The sequence below is a fragment of the Paracoccus sp. (in: a-proteobacteria) genome, assembly GCF_030538755.1.
GTDB lineage: Bacteria > Pseudomonadota > Alphaproteobacteria > Rhodobacterales > Rhodobacteraceae > Paracoccus.
The window spans coordinates 151,696-167,109 of the sequence record NZ_JAUNTJ010000001.1 but is presented as its reverse complement, the minus strand read 5'-3'; the positions used below and the strand labels follow the sequence as shown (position 1 = coordinate 167,109).

Genomic DNA, 15,414 nt, shown 5'->3' with positions numbered 1-15,414 from the left:
GTATATCATCCGACAGAACGCACCGGCCAGTGCAGTTTCACCAGATCCGTGGCAAAACCGCAACTTATTCATGCACATAGCGGCCCGGAGCTGCATCATGCGCAGATTTGCCGCCCCGCATTCGCGGCGGGGCCACCATGGCCGGGTCCAGCGCCGACAACCAGTCGGCCCATGCCTGCCACCACGATCCGGGCTGTTTCGGCGTATCGGCGATGAACGCATCCGGGTCGGGTTGCAGATCGCCCGCCTTGCGCCCGATCAGCCGATATTTGGCGCGCGGATTCGACGGCGCGGCCACGATCCCGGTGTTATGCCCGCCCGAGGCCAGCGCGAATTGCACATCCCCCGACAGCAGATACATCAGCTTCCACACGGATCGCCACGGCGCGATATGGTCATGTTCGGTGCCGACCAGAAAGGCCGGAATCTGGATGTCGGCGGGAAAGACCGGCTTGCCACCGGCGTCGAACCGGCCTTCGGACAGGTCGTTGCCGATGAACAGCCGGCGCAGATATTCCGAATGCATCCGGTAGGGCATCCGGGTGGTGTCCTTGCTCCACGCGGCGATGTCCGAAGGGTCTTCGCGTTCGCCCAGCAGATATTCGCGGGTGATGCGCGACCAGATCAGATCCTGCGAACGCAGCATGGAAAATGTCCCGGCCATGGCGCGCTGATCCAGATAGCCGCGTTCGAACATCATCGCCTCCAGCAGGGCGACCTGTGCTTCGGTCGTCAGCAGGGTCAGCTCGCCCGCTTCGGAAAAATCGGCCTGCCCGGCCAGAACCGTCATCGAGGCCAGCCGGTCGTCGCCATCACGCGCCATCGCCGCCGCCGCCACGGTCAGCAAGGTGCCGCCAAGGCAATAGCCCAGCCCATGCGCCCTGGCCGCGCCGGTGGTGGTCAGCACGGCATCCAGCGCCGCCATCACATCCTGACGATAATCGTCAAAGCCGGTGTCGCGATCCTTTTCGACCGGGTTGCGCCAGGACATGCAGAACACGGTGAACCCCTGCCCCACCAGCCAGCGGATCAGCGAATTTTCCGGCGACAGATCAAGGATATAGTATTTCATGATCCATGCCGGAACCAGCAGGATCGGCGTGGCGTGAACCTGTTTGGTGGCCGGTGCATATTGGATCAGCTCCATCATGCGGGTGCGCAGCACCACCCTGCCGGGGGTCAGCGCCACCCGCTGGCCCGGTTCGAACCCCGGCAAGGGACCGCCGCGATTCGGCGTCAGCAGCCCGACCAGATCGCGCAGCCAGAAACCATAGCCGTCCATCAGGCTTTGCCCATGGGTGTCACGGGCGCGTTTCAGCACCACCGGGTTCAGCCACGGAAAGTTCGAGGGCGACATCATGTCCAGCCACTGGCGGCTGGCAAATTCCACGATGCGTTCATGTTCGCGCGACACGCCTTTGACCCCGGTGGTCGCGTTGTGCCACCATTGCTGGGTCAGCAGAAACGACTGCCAGACGGCGCTGAACGGCATGTCCTGCCATTCCGGCGCGGCAAAGCGGCGGTCCTGCGGCAACGGCTCGATCCGCTGGCCTTCGGTGCCCATCGGGTCGTTCAGCCCCGCCAGCAGCCGCCGCGCCTTGCGCATCGCCTTCCAGTGCAGCGACATCTGCTTGCCCGGCGACATCGCCAGATGCGTGATCCAATCCGCCAGCGCCGCCTGAAACGCCGGGGCCGACAGGCCGCCCGTCAACCGCCCCAGCGCCGCCATGGCCAGCCGGTCCAGATCGTCGAACAATTGCTGCGGGTCCGGGGTTTGCTGGCTGTCCTGCATGGTCATGGAAGGCCCCTCAAGCTGTTCAGTCTGGATTGTGTCGCAAAAACATGACGTTTCAGTAAAGAGGCCATGTCACCCGCCACCGGAACAGGCAGCGAATCCCGTCCCTTCAATGCGTTACGCAGCGTCATAACTGGCGAACACGGCACCGCGCCACGCTGCCACAGTCGCCCAAGGGGGGCACCAGTTCAACCTGAAAGGAAAGTGGTAGCGGAGGAGGGATTTGAACCCCCGACACAAGGATTATGATTCCTCTGCTCTAACCAACTGAGCTACTCCGCCACGGGTGACGGCGGATGTAAGGCGCGGCAAAGGGGGCGTCAAGGGCCTTTCTGACCATTCCGGCAACGCAATCGTGACTTTGCGCCAAACCCACTCCCGCGCCGATCCGGAGATCACGCATGACGATTCCCCACACCCGCCGCCCGCGAACTGACCCCGGATAAGGCGCAGCGCCTGCTGCCCCTGATACGCGACGCCCCGAAACCGCTGCCGATCCACGGCAAAAGCGGTGCCGCCGCGCACGCCCTATGGACACGACATGGGAAACGATGGAACCCGCCTTCGGCATCACCGACAGCCAGGCGACCCGCCAGCGGGCATCTTTGGTCCTTAAATATCCCCGCCGGAGGCTCCGGCAGGGCAATCCGGCACCAGGGGCGCGGTCAGCCGCGCGCCCGCACCACCTGTAACAGCGGCATGACATCGGCCATTTCCGGCCCATGCGCCTGCCCGGTCAGTGCCTTGCGCAGCGGCATGAACAGGCCCTTGCCCTTGCGGCCGGTGGCCTCTTTCACGGCGGCGGTCCACTCGCCCCATGTTGCGTCGGTGAACGGACCGGCAGGCAGCAACGCCATCGCCTGCGCGATGAAATCGGCATCCTCGGGGTCGATGACCGGATCGGCACCCTTGGCGAAAATCTCCCACCAGCCGGCCAGATCGTCCAGCCGGGTGATGTTCTGGCTGGCCACGCGCCAGAACCGTTCGGCCAGATCATCCGGCACGCCCAGTTCCGCCACCCGGCCCCGCACCGCATCAAAGGACAGCGCCTGATTGCGTTCGCGGGTCAGCGGCCACAGGTCTTCGGCATCGAATTTCGTCGGCGAAGCGCCGAATTGCGACAGGTCAAAGCCCTCGGCGATCTCGTCCAGCGTCATGCGCAACTCGACCGGCTGGCTGGACCCCAGCCGGGCCATCAGCGACAGCAATGCCTCGGGTGCGACACCATTGGCGCGCAGGTCGCGCAGCGACAGGGTGCCAAGGCGCTTGGACAATTCCTCGCCCTGCGCGCCGGTCAGCAGGGAGTGGTGGGCAAAATTCGGCACCGCGCCGCCGATGGCCTGAATGATCTGGATCTGCGTGGCGGTGTTGGTCACATGGTCGGCGCCGCGCACGATGTCGGTCACACCCATATCCACGTCATCGACCGAACTTGCAAAGGTATAAAGCACCTGCCCGTCGGCGCGGATCAGCACCGGGTCGCTGACCGAGGCGGCGTCGATCGAAATATCGCCCAGAATACCGTCGGCCCATTCGATCCGCTGCAAATCCAGCAGGAACCGCCAGTAACCGTCGCGGCCTTCGGCGCGCATCCGGGCCTTGTCATCATCCGACAGATTCAGCCCGGCGCGGTCGTAAACCGGCGGGCGGCCCATGTTCAGCAGCTTTTTACGCTTCAGGTCCAGTTCGGTCGGGGTTTCGAACACTTCATACAACCGGCCCGAGCCGCGCAGCTCGTCGGCCACGGCGGCGTAACGATCCAGCCGGTCGGACTGACGCTCGACCCGGTCCCAGGTCAGGCCCAGCCATTCCAGATCACGCATGATCCCGTCGGCATATTCCTGTTTGGACCGTTCGCGGTCGGTGTCATCCAGCCGCAGAATAAAGGTGCCGCCGGTCTTGCGGGCGATCAGGTGGTTGAACAGCGCCGTCCGAAGGTTGCCGATATGCAGGTATCCGGTGGGCGATGGGGCGAAACGGGTGGTGGTCATGGGCGTCTCCTGTCCGCTTCGCTCTTTCATACGCTGGCGATTTTGTCCATATGAGGGGCCGGATACGAAAGGGACCGAGATGAGCGACTGGGACGACCGCCAAGCCCCCTCTGCCGCCGGGATCGAGGCGATGGCCCGCGCGGCGATGGCCGCCCTGCCCGCAGAATTCGCGCCCCATGCGGCCGAGGTGGCGCTGCATGTCGATGAATTTGCATCCGAAGAAATGCTGGACGAGCTGGAAATCGACGATGCGTTCGAACTGACCGGGCTTTATGACGGCATCCCGATGACGGAAAAATCGGTCAGCGATCAGCCGGTCGGGCCGGATACGATCTGGCTGTTCCGCCGGCCGATTCTGGACGAATGGGCCAGCCGCGGCGATGTCAGCCTTGGCGATCTGGTCCGCCATGTCGTCACCCATGAACTGGCGCATCACTTCGGCTGGTCCGATGATGACATCGCCCGCATCGACAAGTGGTGGGAATAATCCATGACCCAACAGGCGCCGATCCTGACGATCACCCTGAACCCCGCGCTGGATCTGTCCAGCGCCGCCGATACGGTGGAACCGGAACTGAAGCTGCGCTGTGACAAGCCGGTGGTCGATCCCGGCGGCGGCGGCATCAATGTCAGCCGCGCGATCAAGGTGATGGGCGGCAAATCCACCGCTCTGGTCGCATTGGGCGGGGCCACGGGCACCCGAATCGCCGATCTGCTGCGCGCGGGCGGGCTGAATGTGCTGCGACTGACCGCGCCGGGCGAAACCCGGCAATCGCTGGCCGTGACCGACCGCAGCAGCGGCACGCAATACCGTTTCGTGATGCCGGGGCCGGAATGGCACAAGACCCAGGTCGCGGACGCCATGTCCGCCATCGCCGAGGCCGCGCGCGCGGGCGGCTGGGTCGTGCTGTCGGGGTCTAACCCGCCGGGCGTTCCCGCCGGTTTCGCGCAGATGCTGGCGGTGCGGCTGAAAGACAGTTCGGCCCGGCTGATCGTCGACACCTCGGGCGAGGCGCTGCGGACCGTTGCAGGTTCGTCAACCCCGGTTGACGTTCTGCGCATGGACAGTTTCGAGGCCGAAACGCTGGCCGGTCGCGAATTGCCGCTGCGGACCGACAGCGCCGCCTTTGCCGCCGGTCTGGTGCGCGACGGCGCGGCGAAATCGGTGATCGTGGCGCGGGGCAAGGATGGCTCGGTCATTGCCGGGCCGGATGGCGCGTGGCACGCCGAAGCCGCCGCCGTGCCGGTGCGCAGCAAGGTCGGCGCGGGCGACAGTTTCGTTGCCGGTTTCACGCTGGCCACCGCGCGCGGCTGGACCGTGCCCGAGGCACTGGCACTGGGCGCGGCGGCGGCCTCGGCTGCGGTGATGACGCCGGCGACCGAGCTGTGCAAGGCCGATGATGTGCAGCGCCTGTATGCGGAACGGGTGGTGACGCGGCTGTAGGGCGCGGCTCAGGTGGCCGGGCCGGCCTGTGGTTTGGCCGGGTTGCCTGTGTTGGCCGGTGATCGCCGGGGGCATTCTGCCCCCGGACCCCTGAGGATATTTATCAGACCAAAGATGGGGCCGGGGTGGTATGAAAATGGCCGCCCCGAGGGACGGCCACGGATTATCCGGGGTGGGGGCGGATCAGGCTGCTTCGGCCTCTTCCGCGGCCATGCGGCGTTCGCTTTCTTCGCGCGACAGGGCGACCGAGGTGCGCACGCCCTTGGACACGAATTCCATCAGCCCTTTGACCACCCGTTCGTTCGGGTCGATCCCGGCGCAGGACAACACCTCGCGCCCGTCGCGGGACCGCGCCCAGCGGGCGATCTGTTCGGGGCCGTTGCCGTATTTCTTGTCATCAGCGATGGCATCATCCAGCGCAGCCAGAACCACGGCTGCAAACAGTTTGCGGGCGCGTTGCCCCTGTTCAAAGTTGAATGCGGAACCATCAACGAAATCGCGCATCTGTTATGTCCTGTTCTTGTCTTTGCCCGAGAGTCGGGGGGCGGGCCGGGAATGCGAGACGCCGATCCCCGATCAGGTATTTTTTGTCTGTCCGACAGTGCAGACGGGATACCGCTGCATGCGGCGATTCGGTATGTGCCCGAATGCAGGGCTGTCATGCAAAAAATGCATGGCAATCGCAGCCGGGTTTCGCAAGGTTATCAAAGGGGGTGATCTGGACCCCATGGCTGATTCGCCGCCTTGACAACGCTGGCGGGCCATGCCGTCGCCGGTATGGCCGTTGTTGCATATAGGGCGGCATTGCAGCGGTTCAACCCTGCCGCCGCCTGCCTAGCCGCTGACGAATTCGCGCACGAAGGGTGTGGCCGGGCGTGATTTTATCTCATGCGGCTGGCCGATCTGTTCGATCCGGCCCATCGACATGACCACCACCAGATCGGCCAGTTCCATCGCCTCGTCCTGATCGTGGGTGACAAAGACGGTGGACAGGCCGGTCTGGTCGTGGATGTCGCGCAGGCCCTGCCGCAGTTCCTTGCGCACGCGGGCGTCCAGCGCGCCGAAGGGTTCGTCCAGCAGCAGCATCTGCGGCTCGATCGCCAGCGCGCGGGCCAGTGCGACCCGCTGGCGCTGACCGCCCGACAGTTGGCTGGGGTAACGTCCGCCGATCTCGGGCAGTTGGATCAGGTTCAGCAGGCGCGCGACGCGGCGGGCGATTTCGGCCTCGGGCGGGCGCGATTTGCGCGGGCGGGCGCGCAGGCCATAGGCGATGTTGTCGAACACGGTCATGTGCCGGAACAGCGCGTAGGACTGAAACACAAAGCCCGCGCGGCGTTCCTGCACGCTGAGCCCGGTGGCATCGGTGCCGTTGAACAGCACCCGGCCCGAGGTGGGAAACTCCAACCCGCCCAGAATGCGCAGCAGGGTCGTTTTGCCCGACCCCGACGGCCCCAGCAGCGCCACCAGCGCCCCCGAGGGGATGGACAGCGACACCGGGTGCAGCGCGGTGGTGGACCCGAATTCCTTGGCGATTTCGTCGATCTCGATCTGCATCGGTTTCCCCTTAGTGACGGCGGGTTGCGGCAAGCTGATCCGCATGGCGGATTTCCAGCGCGGTTTTCAGGGCAAGCGTCAGCAGCGCCAGCCCGGCAAGGACGGCGGCCATCGAAAAGGCCGCGACCGACAGATATTCGTTATACAGCATCTCGATGGTGATCGGCATGGTCGCGGTCTTGCCCCGGATCTTGCCCGACACCACCGCCACCGCGCCGAATTCGCCCATCGCACGGGCATTGGCCAGCAGCACTCCATACAGCAGCGCCCAGCGGATATTCGGCAGGGTCACGGTCAGAAACGTGCGCCAGCCCGATGCGCCAAGGGTCAGCGCGGCCTCTTCCTCGGCGCGGCCCTGTTCGACCATCACCGGGATCAGTTCGCGCGCGACAAAGGGAAAGGTGACGAACATCGTCGCCAGCGCGATCCCCGGCAGTGCAAAGACGATGGGATAGCCCGATGCCACCAGCCACGCCCCCAGCGTCGTATTGGCGCCGAACAGCAGCACAAGGCACAGGCCCGCCACCACCGGCGACACCGAAAACGGCAGGTCGATCAGGGTAATCAGCACCGCCTTGCCGCGGAAATCGAACTTGGTGATGAACCACGCGGCGGCCAGACCGAAGACCACGTTCAGCGGCACCGAGATCGCGGCGACGGTCAGCGTCAGCCGGATCGCCTGCTGCGCATCGCGGTTGCCAAGGCTGGCCACGGCGGCGGCAAAGCCGCGCGCCAGTGCCTGAGCAAAGATCACCGCCAGCGGCGCAAAGACCAGCAGCGTCATGGCGGCAAAGGCCAGCCCGGTCAGGGTCCAGCGCAGCCATGCGCTTTCGGTGGTGGGGGCGCGGAACGGGCGCACCGGAACATGCAGGGATGTGTCAGACAAGGCCGATCCTCCTCTGGCTCCAGACTTGAATCAGGTTGATGACCAGCAGCATGATGAACGAGATGGTCAGCATGGCGATGCCGATGGCGGCCGCGCCGTCGTAATCGTATTCCTCTAGCCGGATCACGATCAGCAGCGGGGCGATTTCCGTCTGCATCGGGATATTGCCGGCGATAAAGATGACCGAGCCATATTCCCCCACCGCCCGCGCCAGCGACAGCGCAAAGCCGGTCAGCGCGGCGGGCATCAGCATCGGCAGGATCACATGCGTAACCGTCCGCAGGCGCGAGGCCCCCAGCGTGGCCGATGCCTCTTCGACCTCGCGGTCGATTTCCTCGACCACGGGCTGCACCGTGCGGGTGACAAAGGGCAGGCCGACAAAGATCAGCGCGATCAGGATGCCCCATTGCGTATAGGCGATGCGGAACGGCGAATAGCCAATGCTGACCGCAAAATCCGCCGCGATCCGGCCAAGGAACCCGTTGGGCGCATAAAGCGCCGTCAGCGCGATCCCCGCCACGGCGGTCGGCAGCGCAAAGGGCAGGTCAACGGCGGCATCCAGCAGCCGCCGCCCCGGAAAGCGATAGCGCACCAGCACCCAGGCCAGCAACAGCCCGATCACCAGATTGACCAGCGCCGCCAGCGCCGACAACCGGAACGACAAGAACAGCGCCGCCCAGACCCGTTCACGGTTGATCGCATCCCACACCGCCGCCGGTCCCGCCGCCGCCCCATGCGCCAGCAGCGCAAAGATCGGCAGCAGCACGATCAGCGACAGCATGCTCAGCGTGATCCCCATGCTCAACCCCCGGCCCGGCATGGGCGAGGGTTGAAAGATTGCCGCGCGCGCCATGGTCAGCGCCGCGTGTAGATCTGGTCAAAGATGCCGCCCTCGCCGAAATGCTCGGGCTGCACTTTGGGCCAGCCGCCGAAATCGGCGATCGTGACCAGCTCTACCTCGGGAAAGCGCGCCACATCCGCCGGATCAGCCGCCGAATCGTCCCACGCGCGGTAGAAATGTTTATAGGCCAGCGCCTGCGCCTGCGGCGAATACAGGAAATTCAGGTATTCCTGCGACAGCGCCTGCTGATCGTCGCCCGACTGCCCCGCATCGACCAGCGCCACCGGCGGCTCGGCCAGAATCGAGACCGAGGGCACCACGATGTCGAACGTCCCCTCGCCCAGTTCCTTCAGCGCCAGATGCGCCTCGTTTTCCCAGGCCAGCAGCACGTCGCCGATGCCCCGCTGGGTGAAGGTGGTGGTCGATCCGCGCGCCCCGGTATCCAGCACCGGCACGTTGCGATAGATCGCGCCGACGAATTCCTGCGGATTCTGCCCGTTACGCTCGGCCCAGGCCCATGCCGCCAGATAGTTCCACCGCGCCCCGCCCGAAGTTTTCGGGTTCGGCGTGATGACCTGCACCCCGTCCTTGGTCAGATCGCCCCAGTCGGTGATGCCCTTGGGGTTGCCCTCGCGCACAAGGAACACGATGGTCGAGGTATAGGGCGAGCTGTTATGCGGCAGCCGCGCCTGCCAATCCTCGGGCAGCTTGCCGGTGGCGGCGATCTGGTCGATGTCGGATGCCAGCGCCAGCGTGACGACCTGCGCGTTCAGCCCGTCGATCACCGCCCGCGCCTGCGCGCCCGACCCACCGTGCGAGGTGTCGATGGCCGGGGCCGGATGCCCCTGTTCCTGCCAGTGCTGCGCAAACAGTGCGTTGTAATCACGATAAAATTCGCGCGTCGGATCATAGCTGACATTCAACAGTTCCTGCGCAGCGGCGGGCAGCGCGCCACCCATCCCCACCAACAGCACCACAACCGCGGCCCCCGCCCTGACCGACTGGCGACGCATCAGCGCGACGGCAAAATCCTGGGTTATCGTCATCGTCATTCTCCCTCAGGCGAAACTTTCCCGATAATGACGACAGACAAAATCGTGTTTGTCGAGAAAAATCTCGACTGACCCGATGGGGTTTTTGGATTCACGAAAAAGCCGGGAAAATCTTCTGCTCTTCCCGGCCACAGACGGAATATCTTTGCTGCTTTTGGCGGCAATCGCCCCGCTGCCACACCCTAGCGCGGCGAATCATCCTCGCCGAACAGGCCCTTCAGCCCGCGCGTCAGCAGATTGCCGACCTTGGGCCGGGGCTGGTGCATGAAGGGCAGCGGGCGGCACACCTCCATCGCGGCAATGCCAACGCGCGCGGTCAACGCCCCGTTCACCACCCCTTCGCCAAAGCGTTTCGACAGCCGCGCCAGAATGCCGCCACCGGCGACGGTGTGGATCAGATCGTCGCCCGCCGCCACCGCGCCGGTGGCCACCAGATGCGTCATCACCATCCGCGCCAGCCGCCAGCCGCCAACCGTGCCCGCGCGACCGCCGTAAATCTCGGCAATGCGGCGAATCATCCGCAGATTGGCGGCCAGCGCGGCGGCGACATCGGCAAAGGCCAAAGGCACCAGCGCGGTGGTGGCAGCCACGGTGCGCGCCGCCGCCTCGATCTCGCGCCGGGCGGCCTGATCCAGCGGAGCCAGCAATTCGGTTTCCGCCAGCGCCAGCAGGGTTTCGGCGTCCAGCGCCTCGTCCTGACGTTCGCGCAGACGGGTGCGGCCCCATTCCATCCCGTCACGCCCGGCAAACAGCGATTGCAGCCGGTCCGCCACACGGCGCGCCGCCCCCAGATCCGCCGCCGCCAGGGCCGCGCCAGCATCGCGCTGAATGCCGTCGATGCGGGCAAAGCGCCGCCACGCCAGCCATTCCCGCAGCGCCATCCCCAAAGCCGCCAGCGTAAAGGCCGCGAACAGTGCCACCCCCACCCAGCCCAGCAAGGGATACCGGGTCAGCAGGTTGCTGATATATTGCAGCGCCGCCACCGACAGCAGAAAGGTCAGCAACGCACCGCCCGCCTGCAAAAAGAACCGCGTCAGCCGCGACGGCCCGCCCGAGGTCAGCCGCATCATCATCTCCATCGTGCGCGGCTGCGGCAAGGGGCCGGGGTCATCGCCAATCAGAGGCGCATCGGCAGGATTCGGCGTGGGTCCGGCACGATCCGCCTGCGCCGCACCCGACGCGCCCTGCGATGGCTGCACATGCGGGACAGCGGCCTGCGGCGGCTCCTCGCCCGCAAAAGGGCGCGGATCGGGGCGCGGGGCGCGCCCGTCAGACCCCAACTCGATCAACACCGGCCCGCGCCGCGTTTCCTGGGTCATTGCAGAACCTCCGATGCTTCCTGTTTGCCCAAATACGCACCTTCGGGCGGGGCCGCGCCGCTCATAGCCGATCGCCGATCAGAAATTCCGCCGCCCGGTCCAGCCGGATATGCGGCGGCCCGTCGCCGGGGCGCAGCGTGCCTGCGGCGGGGGCAAAGTTCATCACCCCGTAATCGCCATCCAGCCAGCGATCCGCCCCCTGCCGCGCGGGCGACAGCAGAACCGAAGGGTCGGCGGGCAGATCGCCGGGATAGAACGCCGCCTGCCGCCCGTCCATCAGGGTGCCGCGCACGGCGGGCAGATCGACGCCATCCTGCTGGATCACGTCCTCGGTCGTGGTGCGCAGGGCGGCGATGGCCATGGCCTCGGTCCGGGCGCCGGAAAAATCGGCCCGGTCGCGGGCTTCGCGCAGCATGGCCGACAGGATCGCGGCAAGGCGCGGGTGCTGGACATGGTTCAGGTGATCGGCCTTGGTCGCGGCGAACAGGATGCGATCCACCCGCCGCGTGCCCAGCAATTGCGCCAGCCAACCGGCACGACCGGGGCGGAACGCGGTCAGGATGTCGGCCATGGCGCGGCGCATGTCCTCGACCGCCTGCGGACCGGAATGGATCGCGCCCAGCACATCGGCCAGCACCACCTGCCGGTCGATCCGGGCGAAATGGTCGCGAAAGAACGGCCGCACGACGCGGGATTTATAGGCATCGAAGCGGCGGCGGAATTCGCGATACAGCGGCGCAGAGGACAGGCTGTCGGGCAAAGGCGCAAAGGTCAGCGCGGGCGATCCGGCCATCTCGCCGGGCAGCAGGAACCGGCCCGGTGTGCAATCCGACCAGCCCGCATGGCGCGCGGCGCGCAGGTGGTCGGTATAGCTGGCAGCCAGCGATTGCGCCGCCGCTTCGTCAAAGGGCGTGCTGCCCGACAGCGCCGCCACTGCCGCCAGAAAGGCATCCGCGCCGGGGCGGCCCTGCATCCGCTCCAGCGTTTCGGCAGACCAGGCCGCAAAGTCGCGGTCCATCAACCGCAGATCCAGCAGCCATTCGCCGGGATAATCGACAATATCCAGATGCACCGTCTGCATCCCCCGCAACCCCGACAAAAGCCCGCGCGACTGCACCCGCAGCGACAGGCGCAACTGGCTGACATGGCGCGTGCCCTCGGGCCAGTGCGGGTCGGGGCCGGTCATCGCGGCCAGATGGCGTTCGTAATCGAACCGAGGCACGGTGTCGTCGGGCTGCGGTTGCAGCCACGCCGCCTTGATCGAGCCATCGGCGGCGGCGCGCAGCGCGTGCATCCGCCCCCGGTCCAGCAGATTGGCCACCAGCGAGGTGATGAACACCGTCTTGCCCGCGCGCGAAAGCCCGGTGACACCCAGCCGGATCACCGGATCGGCCAGACCCAGACCCTGCATCAGATCGCTGCCAATGCTCATCTTTTTTCCTTCGTTACGGCAAGGGCAAGATAGGCAGGCGCAGCCCCGATGTGTAGGGGGCTGCCCCAAGATGCGTATTTAGGCAAACAGGAAGCATGGGCCGGGGCTTTTCGGGGCCGCGCGGATCGGGGATAAGCGGGCGATGACGGATCGCCTGCCCATCGACGACATTCTGCCCGCGCTGCGCAATGCCGTGGCGGCGGCAGGGCGTGCCGTGCTGGTGGCCCCGCCGGGCGCGGGGAAAACGACGCGGGTGCCTCTGGCCTTGCTGGATCAGGTGCCGGGGCGGATCATCATGCTAGAGCCGCGCCGTCTGGCCGCGCGGGCCGCAGCCGAGCGTCTGGCCGAGAGTCTGGGCGAAGCGGTGGGCGGTCGTGTCGGCTATCGGATGCGCGGCGAGACGGTGGCGGGGTCACGGATCGAGGTGGTCACCGAAGGCATCCTGACGCGGATGATCCAGTCTGACCCGGCGCTGGAAGGGGTGGGCTGCGTCATTTTCGACGAGTTTCACGAACGCAGCCTGAATGCCGATCTGGGACTGGCGCTGGTGTGGCAGGCGCGGGCGCTGTTACGGCCCGATCTGGCGGTTCTGGTGATGTCGGCCACGCTGGATGCCGCCCCCGTCGCCGCGCTGCTGGATGATGCGCCGGTGGTGCGATCCGAGGGGCGGGCCTTTCCGGTGGAAACCCGCTGGCTGGCGCGCCCTCTGCCCGCTGGCGCGCGCTTTCTGGACGAGGCAGCGCGGCTGGTCATCGCAGCCGAGTTGGAAACGCGCGGGATGGGCGGGACCGTGCTGGTGTTTCTGCCGGGCGAGGGGGAAATCCGCCGGGTGGGGGCGATGCTGGGTGGCACCGGCTGCGAGGTCTTGCCGCTGTATGGGGCGCTGGACGGGCGCGCGCAGCGGGCCGCTCTTGCGGTGCCGGGGGCGCAGCGGCGCATCGTGCTGGCGACGGCGATTGCGGAAACCTCGCTGACCATTCCGGGCGTTCGGGTGGTGGTGGATGCGGGCCGGGCGCGGCGGGCGCGTTTCGACCCCGGCTCTGGCATGTCGCGGCTGGTGACTGAACGTGTCAGCCGTGCCGAGGCCGATCAGCGCCGGGGCCGGGCGGGTCGTGTGGCCGATGGCATCTGTTACCGCATGTGGGCGCGGGCCGAGGAGGGCGCCCTGCCCGCCTTTGCGCCGCCCGAGATTGCCGTGGCCAATCTGGCCGGGCTGGCGCTGGAGCTGGCGCTGTGGGGGGCGGAGCCGGCTGATCTGGCGCTGTTGACGCCGCCGCCCGAGGGGGCCTTGGCCGAGGCGCGCGCCCTGCTGGCCGGGCTGGGGGCGCTGGATGGTTCCGGGCGGATCACCGCGCATGGGCAGGCGATGGCGCGGCTGCCGCTGCATCCGCGTCTGGCGCATATGCTGATGCTGGCGGGCGAGGGTGCGGCTGATCTGGCGGCGCTGCTGGCGGGGCGCGATCCTTTGCGCGGGGCACCTGCCGATCTGGGGTTGCGGCTGATGGCGCTGCGTGATGCGCGGGCATTTGCGGACCGTCACCCTTGGGCCGTCGATCATGGCGCATTGGTGCAGGCGCGGGACGAGGCGCGGCGGTTGCGCCGGTTGATTGCGTCCCGCGACGGGCGGGGGCCAGCCCCCGCACCCCCGGGATATTTACAGACCAAAGATGCAGGCGCGATGGCGGCGCTTGCCTATCCTGATCGGGTCGGGATGCGGCGCAAGGGGGATGAGCCGCGCTTTGTGCTGTCGGGTGGCAAGGGGGCGGTTCTGGATGGCGGCGATCCTTTGGCCGGGCAGCGGCTGATCGTGGCGGTCGATCTGGACGGTGATGCCCGCGACGCGCGGGTGCGGATGGCGGCACCTTTGGCCGAAGCGGATCTGCGCGCCCTGTTTGCGGATCAGGTCAAGACGGTCGAGGTCTGCGAATGGTCCCGGCGCGAGGGGCGGGTGTTGGCCCGCGTGCAGGAACGGCTGGGGGCTTTGGTTCTGTCGGATCGCATCTGGGATGCGCCCGAGGATGCGGTAGCGCGCGCTGCCTTTGACGGGCTGCGGGCCGAGGGCCTGCCATGGCTGCCGCGTGCCGCGCGTCTGCGGGCACGGATTGCCTTGGCCGGCGGGTTGCCGCCTTGCGATGACGACAGCCTGTTGGCCGATGCGGACTGGCTGTTGCCATGGTTGGGCAAGGCGCGTACGCGGGCCGATCTGCGTGCGCTGGACCTGAGCGACGCCTTGATGGCGCGCATCGGCTGGGACGGGCAGCAGCGTCTGAAATCCGAGGTTCCGGCCAGCTTTACCACTCCGCTGGGGCGGCAGGTGCCGATTGATTACGACCACGCCGATCCCTCGATCGAGGTGCGTTTGCAGGAATTGTTCGGCGTCACCCGGCATCCGGTGGTGGGCGGGCGGCCCCTGCGGATCAGCCTGCTGTCACCGGCGGGGCGGCCCGTGCAGGTCACGATGGATCTGCCGGGCTTTTGGGCCACGTCTTACGCCGATGTGCGCAAGGATATGCGCGGGCGTTACCCGCGCCACCCCTGGCCCGAAGACCCGACCGTGGCCGACCCGACAACGCGGGCCAAGCCACGGGGGGGTTAGGTCAGACCTTTTCCAGCAGCGCCTCGCCCGCCGAGACCGAGCAGGTGCCGGGGCTGTCTTCGATCTGCACCACTTTGAACACGCCGTCGCTGGCCAGTGCGGCAAAGCGTTTGCAGCGGCCATAGAGGCCCGCGGGCGGGGCGTCGAATTCCAGACCCATGGCCTTGGTCACGCTGCCATCGGCATCGGCCAGCACCTGAATGCCCGCCTTGTCCGCGCCGGTTTCCCTGGCCCAGGCCCCCACCACGAACGGGTCGTTGACGGTGATGCACAGGATCGCGTCGATCCCCTTGGCGCGGAAGGCATCGGCGGTGCGGACAAAGCTGGGCATATGTGCATTGGTGCAGGTGCCGGTAAAGGCGCCCGGCAGGCCAAAGATCGCCACGCGGCCTTTGGTCAGATCGGCCAGCGCGACCTCTTTGGGGCCATCCTCGCCCGGCACCAGAACCTTGCCCTGCGGCAGCTTGTCATTCGCCTTGATCGTCATTGCGCATCCTCCTGCGA

13 protein-coding genes and 1 tRNA gene are annotated in these 15,414 nt (G+C 66.8%); 3 read left to right on the top strand and 11 right to left on the bottom strand.

What is annotated here, in order from left to right:
* Window positions 1-64: 64 nt before the first annotated feature.
* From Q4G14_RS00845 to gltX, 3 genes are all read right to left on the bottom strand, one after another.
* A complete protein-coding gene (locus Q4G14_RS00845; RefSeq protein WP_303359818.1) occupies window positions 65-1,798 on the bottom strand; it encodes an alpha/beta hydrolase in 1,734 nt (577 codons plus the stop codon).
* A 202-nt stretch (window positions 1,799-2,000) separates the two neighbouring features.
* A tRNA-Met gene (locus Q4G14_RS00840) sits at window positions 2,001-2,077 on the bottom strand.
* 383 nt (window positions 2,078-2,460) lie between these two features.
* Window positions 2,461-3,786, bottom strand: a complete 1,326-nt coding sequence (gene gltX / locus Q4G14_RS00835; RefSeq protein WP_303359817.1) for a glutamate--tRNA ligase — start codon at window positions 3,784-3,786, stop codon at window positions 2,461-2,463.
* Between the two features lie 79 nt (window positions 3,787-3,865).
* On the opposite strand from gltX, the gene Q4G14_RS00830 reads away from it, so the two are divergent.
* The gene (locus Q4G14_RS00830) at window positions 3,866-4,273 is read left to right on the top strand and encodes a metallopeptidase family protein (RefSeq protein ID WP_303359816.1); all 408 of its coding nucleotides are present in this window, start codon (window positions 3,866-3,868) and stop codon (window positions 4,271-4,273) included.
* Between the two features lie 3 nt (window positions 4,274-4,276).
* A complete protein-coding gene (locus Q4G14_RS00825; protein WP_303359815.1) occupies window positions 4,277-5,230 on the top strand; it encodes a 1-phosphofructokinase family hexose kinase in 954 nt (317 codons plus the stop codon).
* Between the two features lie 183 nt (window positions 5,231-5,413).
* On the opposite strand, the gene Q4G14_RS00820 is transcribed toward Q4G14_RS00825, so the two are convergent.
* The 7 genes from Q4G14_RS00820 to Q4G14_RS00790 form a co-directional block, all read right to left on the bottom strand.
* The gene (locus Q4G14_RS00820; protein WP_090735129.1) at window positions 5,414-5,734 is read right to left on the bottom strand and encodes a DUF6280 family protein; all 321 of its coding nucleotides are present in this window, start codon (window positions 5,732-5,734) and stop codon (window positions 5,414-5,416) included.
* 330 nt (window positions 5,735-6,064) lie between these two features.
* Window positions 6,065-6,784: a sulfate/molybdate ABC transporter ATP-binding protein gene (locus tag Q4G14_RS00815; protein ID WP_303359814.1), complete on the bottom strand. Its 720-nt coding sequence runs from the start codon at window positions 6,782-6,784 to the stop codon at window positions 6,065-6,067.
* 10 nt (window positions 6,785-6,794) lie between these two features.
* Window positions 6,795-7,604, bottom strand: a complete 810-nt coding sequence (gene cysW / locus Q4G14_RS00810) for a sulfate ABC transporter permease subunit CysW (protein WP_303359903.1) — start codon at window positions 7,602-7,604, stop codon at window positions 6,795-6,797.
* A 58-nt stretch (window positions 7,605-7,662) separates the two neighbouring features.
* Window positions 7,663-8,523, bottom strand: coding sequence for a sulfate ABC transporter permease subunit CysT (gene cysT / locus Q4G14_RS00805; protein WP_303359813.1), 861 nt, complete (start codon window positions 8,521-8,523; stop codon window positions 7,663-7,665).
* A 2-nt stretch (window positions 8,524-8,525) separates the two neighbouring features.
* Window positions 8,526-9,470 carry a sulfate ABC transporter substrate-binding protein gene (locus tag Q4G14_RS00800; protein WP_303359902.1) on the bottom strand — a complete coding sequence of 315 codons (945 nt, stop codon included), beginning with the start codon at window positions 9,468-9,470 and terminating at the stop codon, window positions 8,526-8,528.
* A 275-nt stretch (window positions 9,471-9,745) separates the two neighbouring features.
* A complete protein-coding gene (locus Q4G14_RS00795) occupies window positions 9,746-10,882 on the bottom strand; it encodes a TIGR01620 family protein (RefSeq protein ID WP_303359812.1) in 1,137 nt (378 codons plus the stop codon).
* A gap of 61 nt (window positions 10,883-10,943) precedes the next feature.
* Window positions 10,944-12,314, bottom strand: coding sequence for a YcjX family protein (locus Q4G14_RS00790; RefSeq protein WP_303359811.1), 1,371 nt, complete (start codon window positions 12,312-12,314; stop codon window positions 10,944-10,946).
* 142 nt (window positions 12,315-12,456) lie between these two features.
* On the opposite strand from Q4G14_RS00790, the gene hrpB reads away from it, so the two are divergent.
* Complete coding sequence (hrpB, locus tag Q4G14_RS00785; RefSeq protein WP_303359810.1) at window positions 12,457-14,910, top strand: ATP-dependent helicase HrpB; 2,454 nt, start codon at window positions 12,457-12,459, stop codon at window positions 14,908-14,910.
* Window position 14,911: 1 nt separating this feature from the next.
* Here hrpB and Q4G14_RS00780 read toward each other — a convergent pair whose 3' ends face one another.
* A complete protein-coding gene (locus tag Q4G14_RS00780) occupies window positions 14,912-15,397 on the bottom strand; it encodes a peroxiredoxin (protein WP_303359809.1) in 486 nt (161 codons plus the stop codon).
* Between the last annotated feature and the right edge of the window lie 17 nt (window positions 15,398-15,414).

What these genes read in the sequence shown, in the direction of transcription:
- Q4G14_RS00830 (WP_303359816.1), top strand. Translation starts at nt 3,866, where the DNA reads ATGAGCGACTGGGACGACCGCCAAGCCCCCTCTGCCGCCGGGATCGAG.
- Q4G14_RS00845 (WP_303359818.1), bottom strand. Translation starts at nt 1,798, where the DNA reads ATGACCATGCAGGACAGCCAGCAAACCCCGGACCCGCAGCAATTGTTC.
- hrpB (WP_303359810.1), top strand. Translation starts at nt 12,457, where the DNA reads ATGACGGATCGCCTGCCCATCGACGACATTCTGCCCGCGCTGCGCAAT.
- Q4G14_RS00790 (WP_303359811.1), bottom strand. Translation starts at nt 12,314, where the DNA reads ATGAGCATTGGCAGCGATCTGATGCAGGGTCTGGGTCTGGCCGATCCG.
- Q4G14_RS00820 (WP_090735129.1), bottom strand. Translation starts at nt 5,734, where the DNA reads ATGCGCGATTTCGTTGATGGTTCCGCATTCAACTTTGAACAGGGGCAA.
- Q4G14_RS00795 (WP_303359812.1), bottom strand. Translation starts at nt 10,882, where the DNA reads ATGACCCAGGAAACGCGGCGCGGGCCGGTGTTGATCGAGTTGGGGTCT.
- Q4G14_RS00825 (WP_303359815.1), top strand. Translation starts at nt 4,277, where the DNA reads ATGACCCAACAGGCGCCGATCCTGACGATCACCCTGAACCCCGCGCTG.
- gltX (WP_303359817.1), bottom strand. Translation starts at nt 3,786, where the DNA reads ATGACCACCACCCGTTTCGCCCCATCGCCCACCGGATACCTGCATATC.
- Q4G14_RS00780 (WP_303359809.1), bottom strand. Translation starts at nt 15,397, where the DNA reads ATGACGATCAAGGCGAATGACAAGCTGCCGCAGGGCAAGGTTCTGGTG.
- Q4G14_RS00800 (WP_303359902.1), bottom strand. Translation starts at nt 9,470, where the DNA reads ATGGGTGGCGCGCTGCCCGCCGCTGCGCAGGAACTGTTGAATGTCAGC.
- Q4G14_RS00815 (WP_303359814.1), bottom strand. Translation starts at nt 6,784, where the DNA reads ATGCAGATCGAGATCGACGAAATCGCCAAGGAATTCGGGTCCACCACC.
- cysT (WP_303359813.1), bottom strand. Translation starts at nt 8,523, where the DNA reads ATGGCGCGCGCGGCAATCTTTCAACCCTCGCCCATGCCGGGCCGGGGG.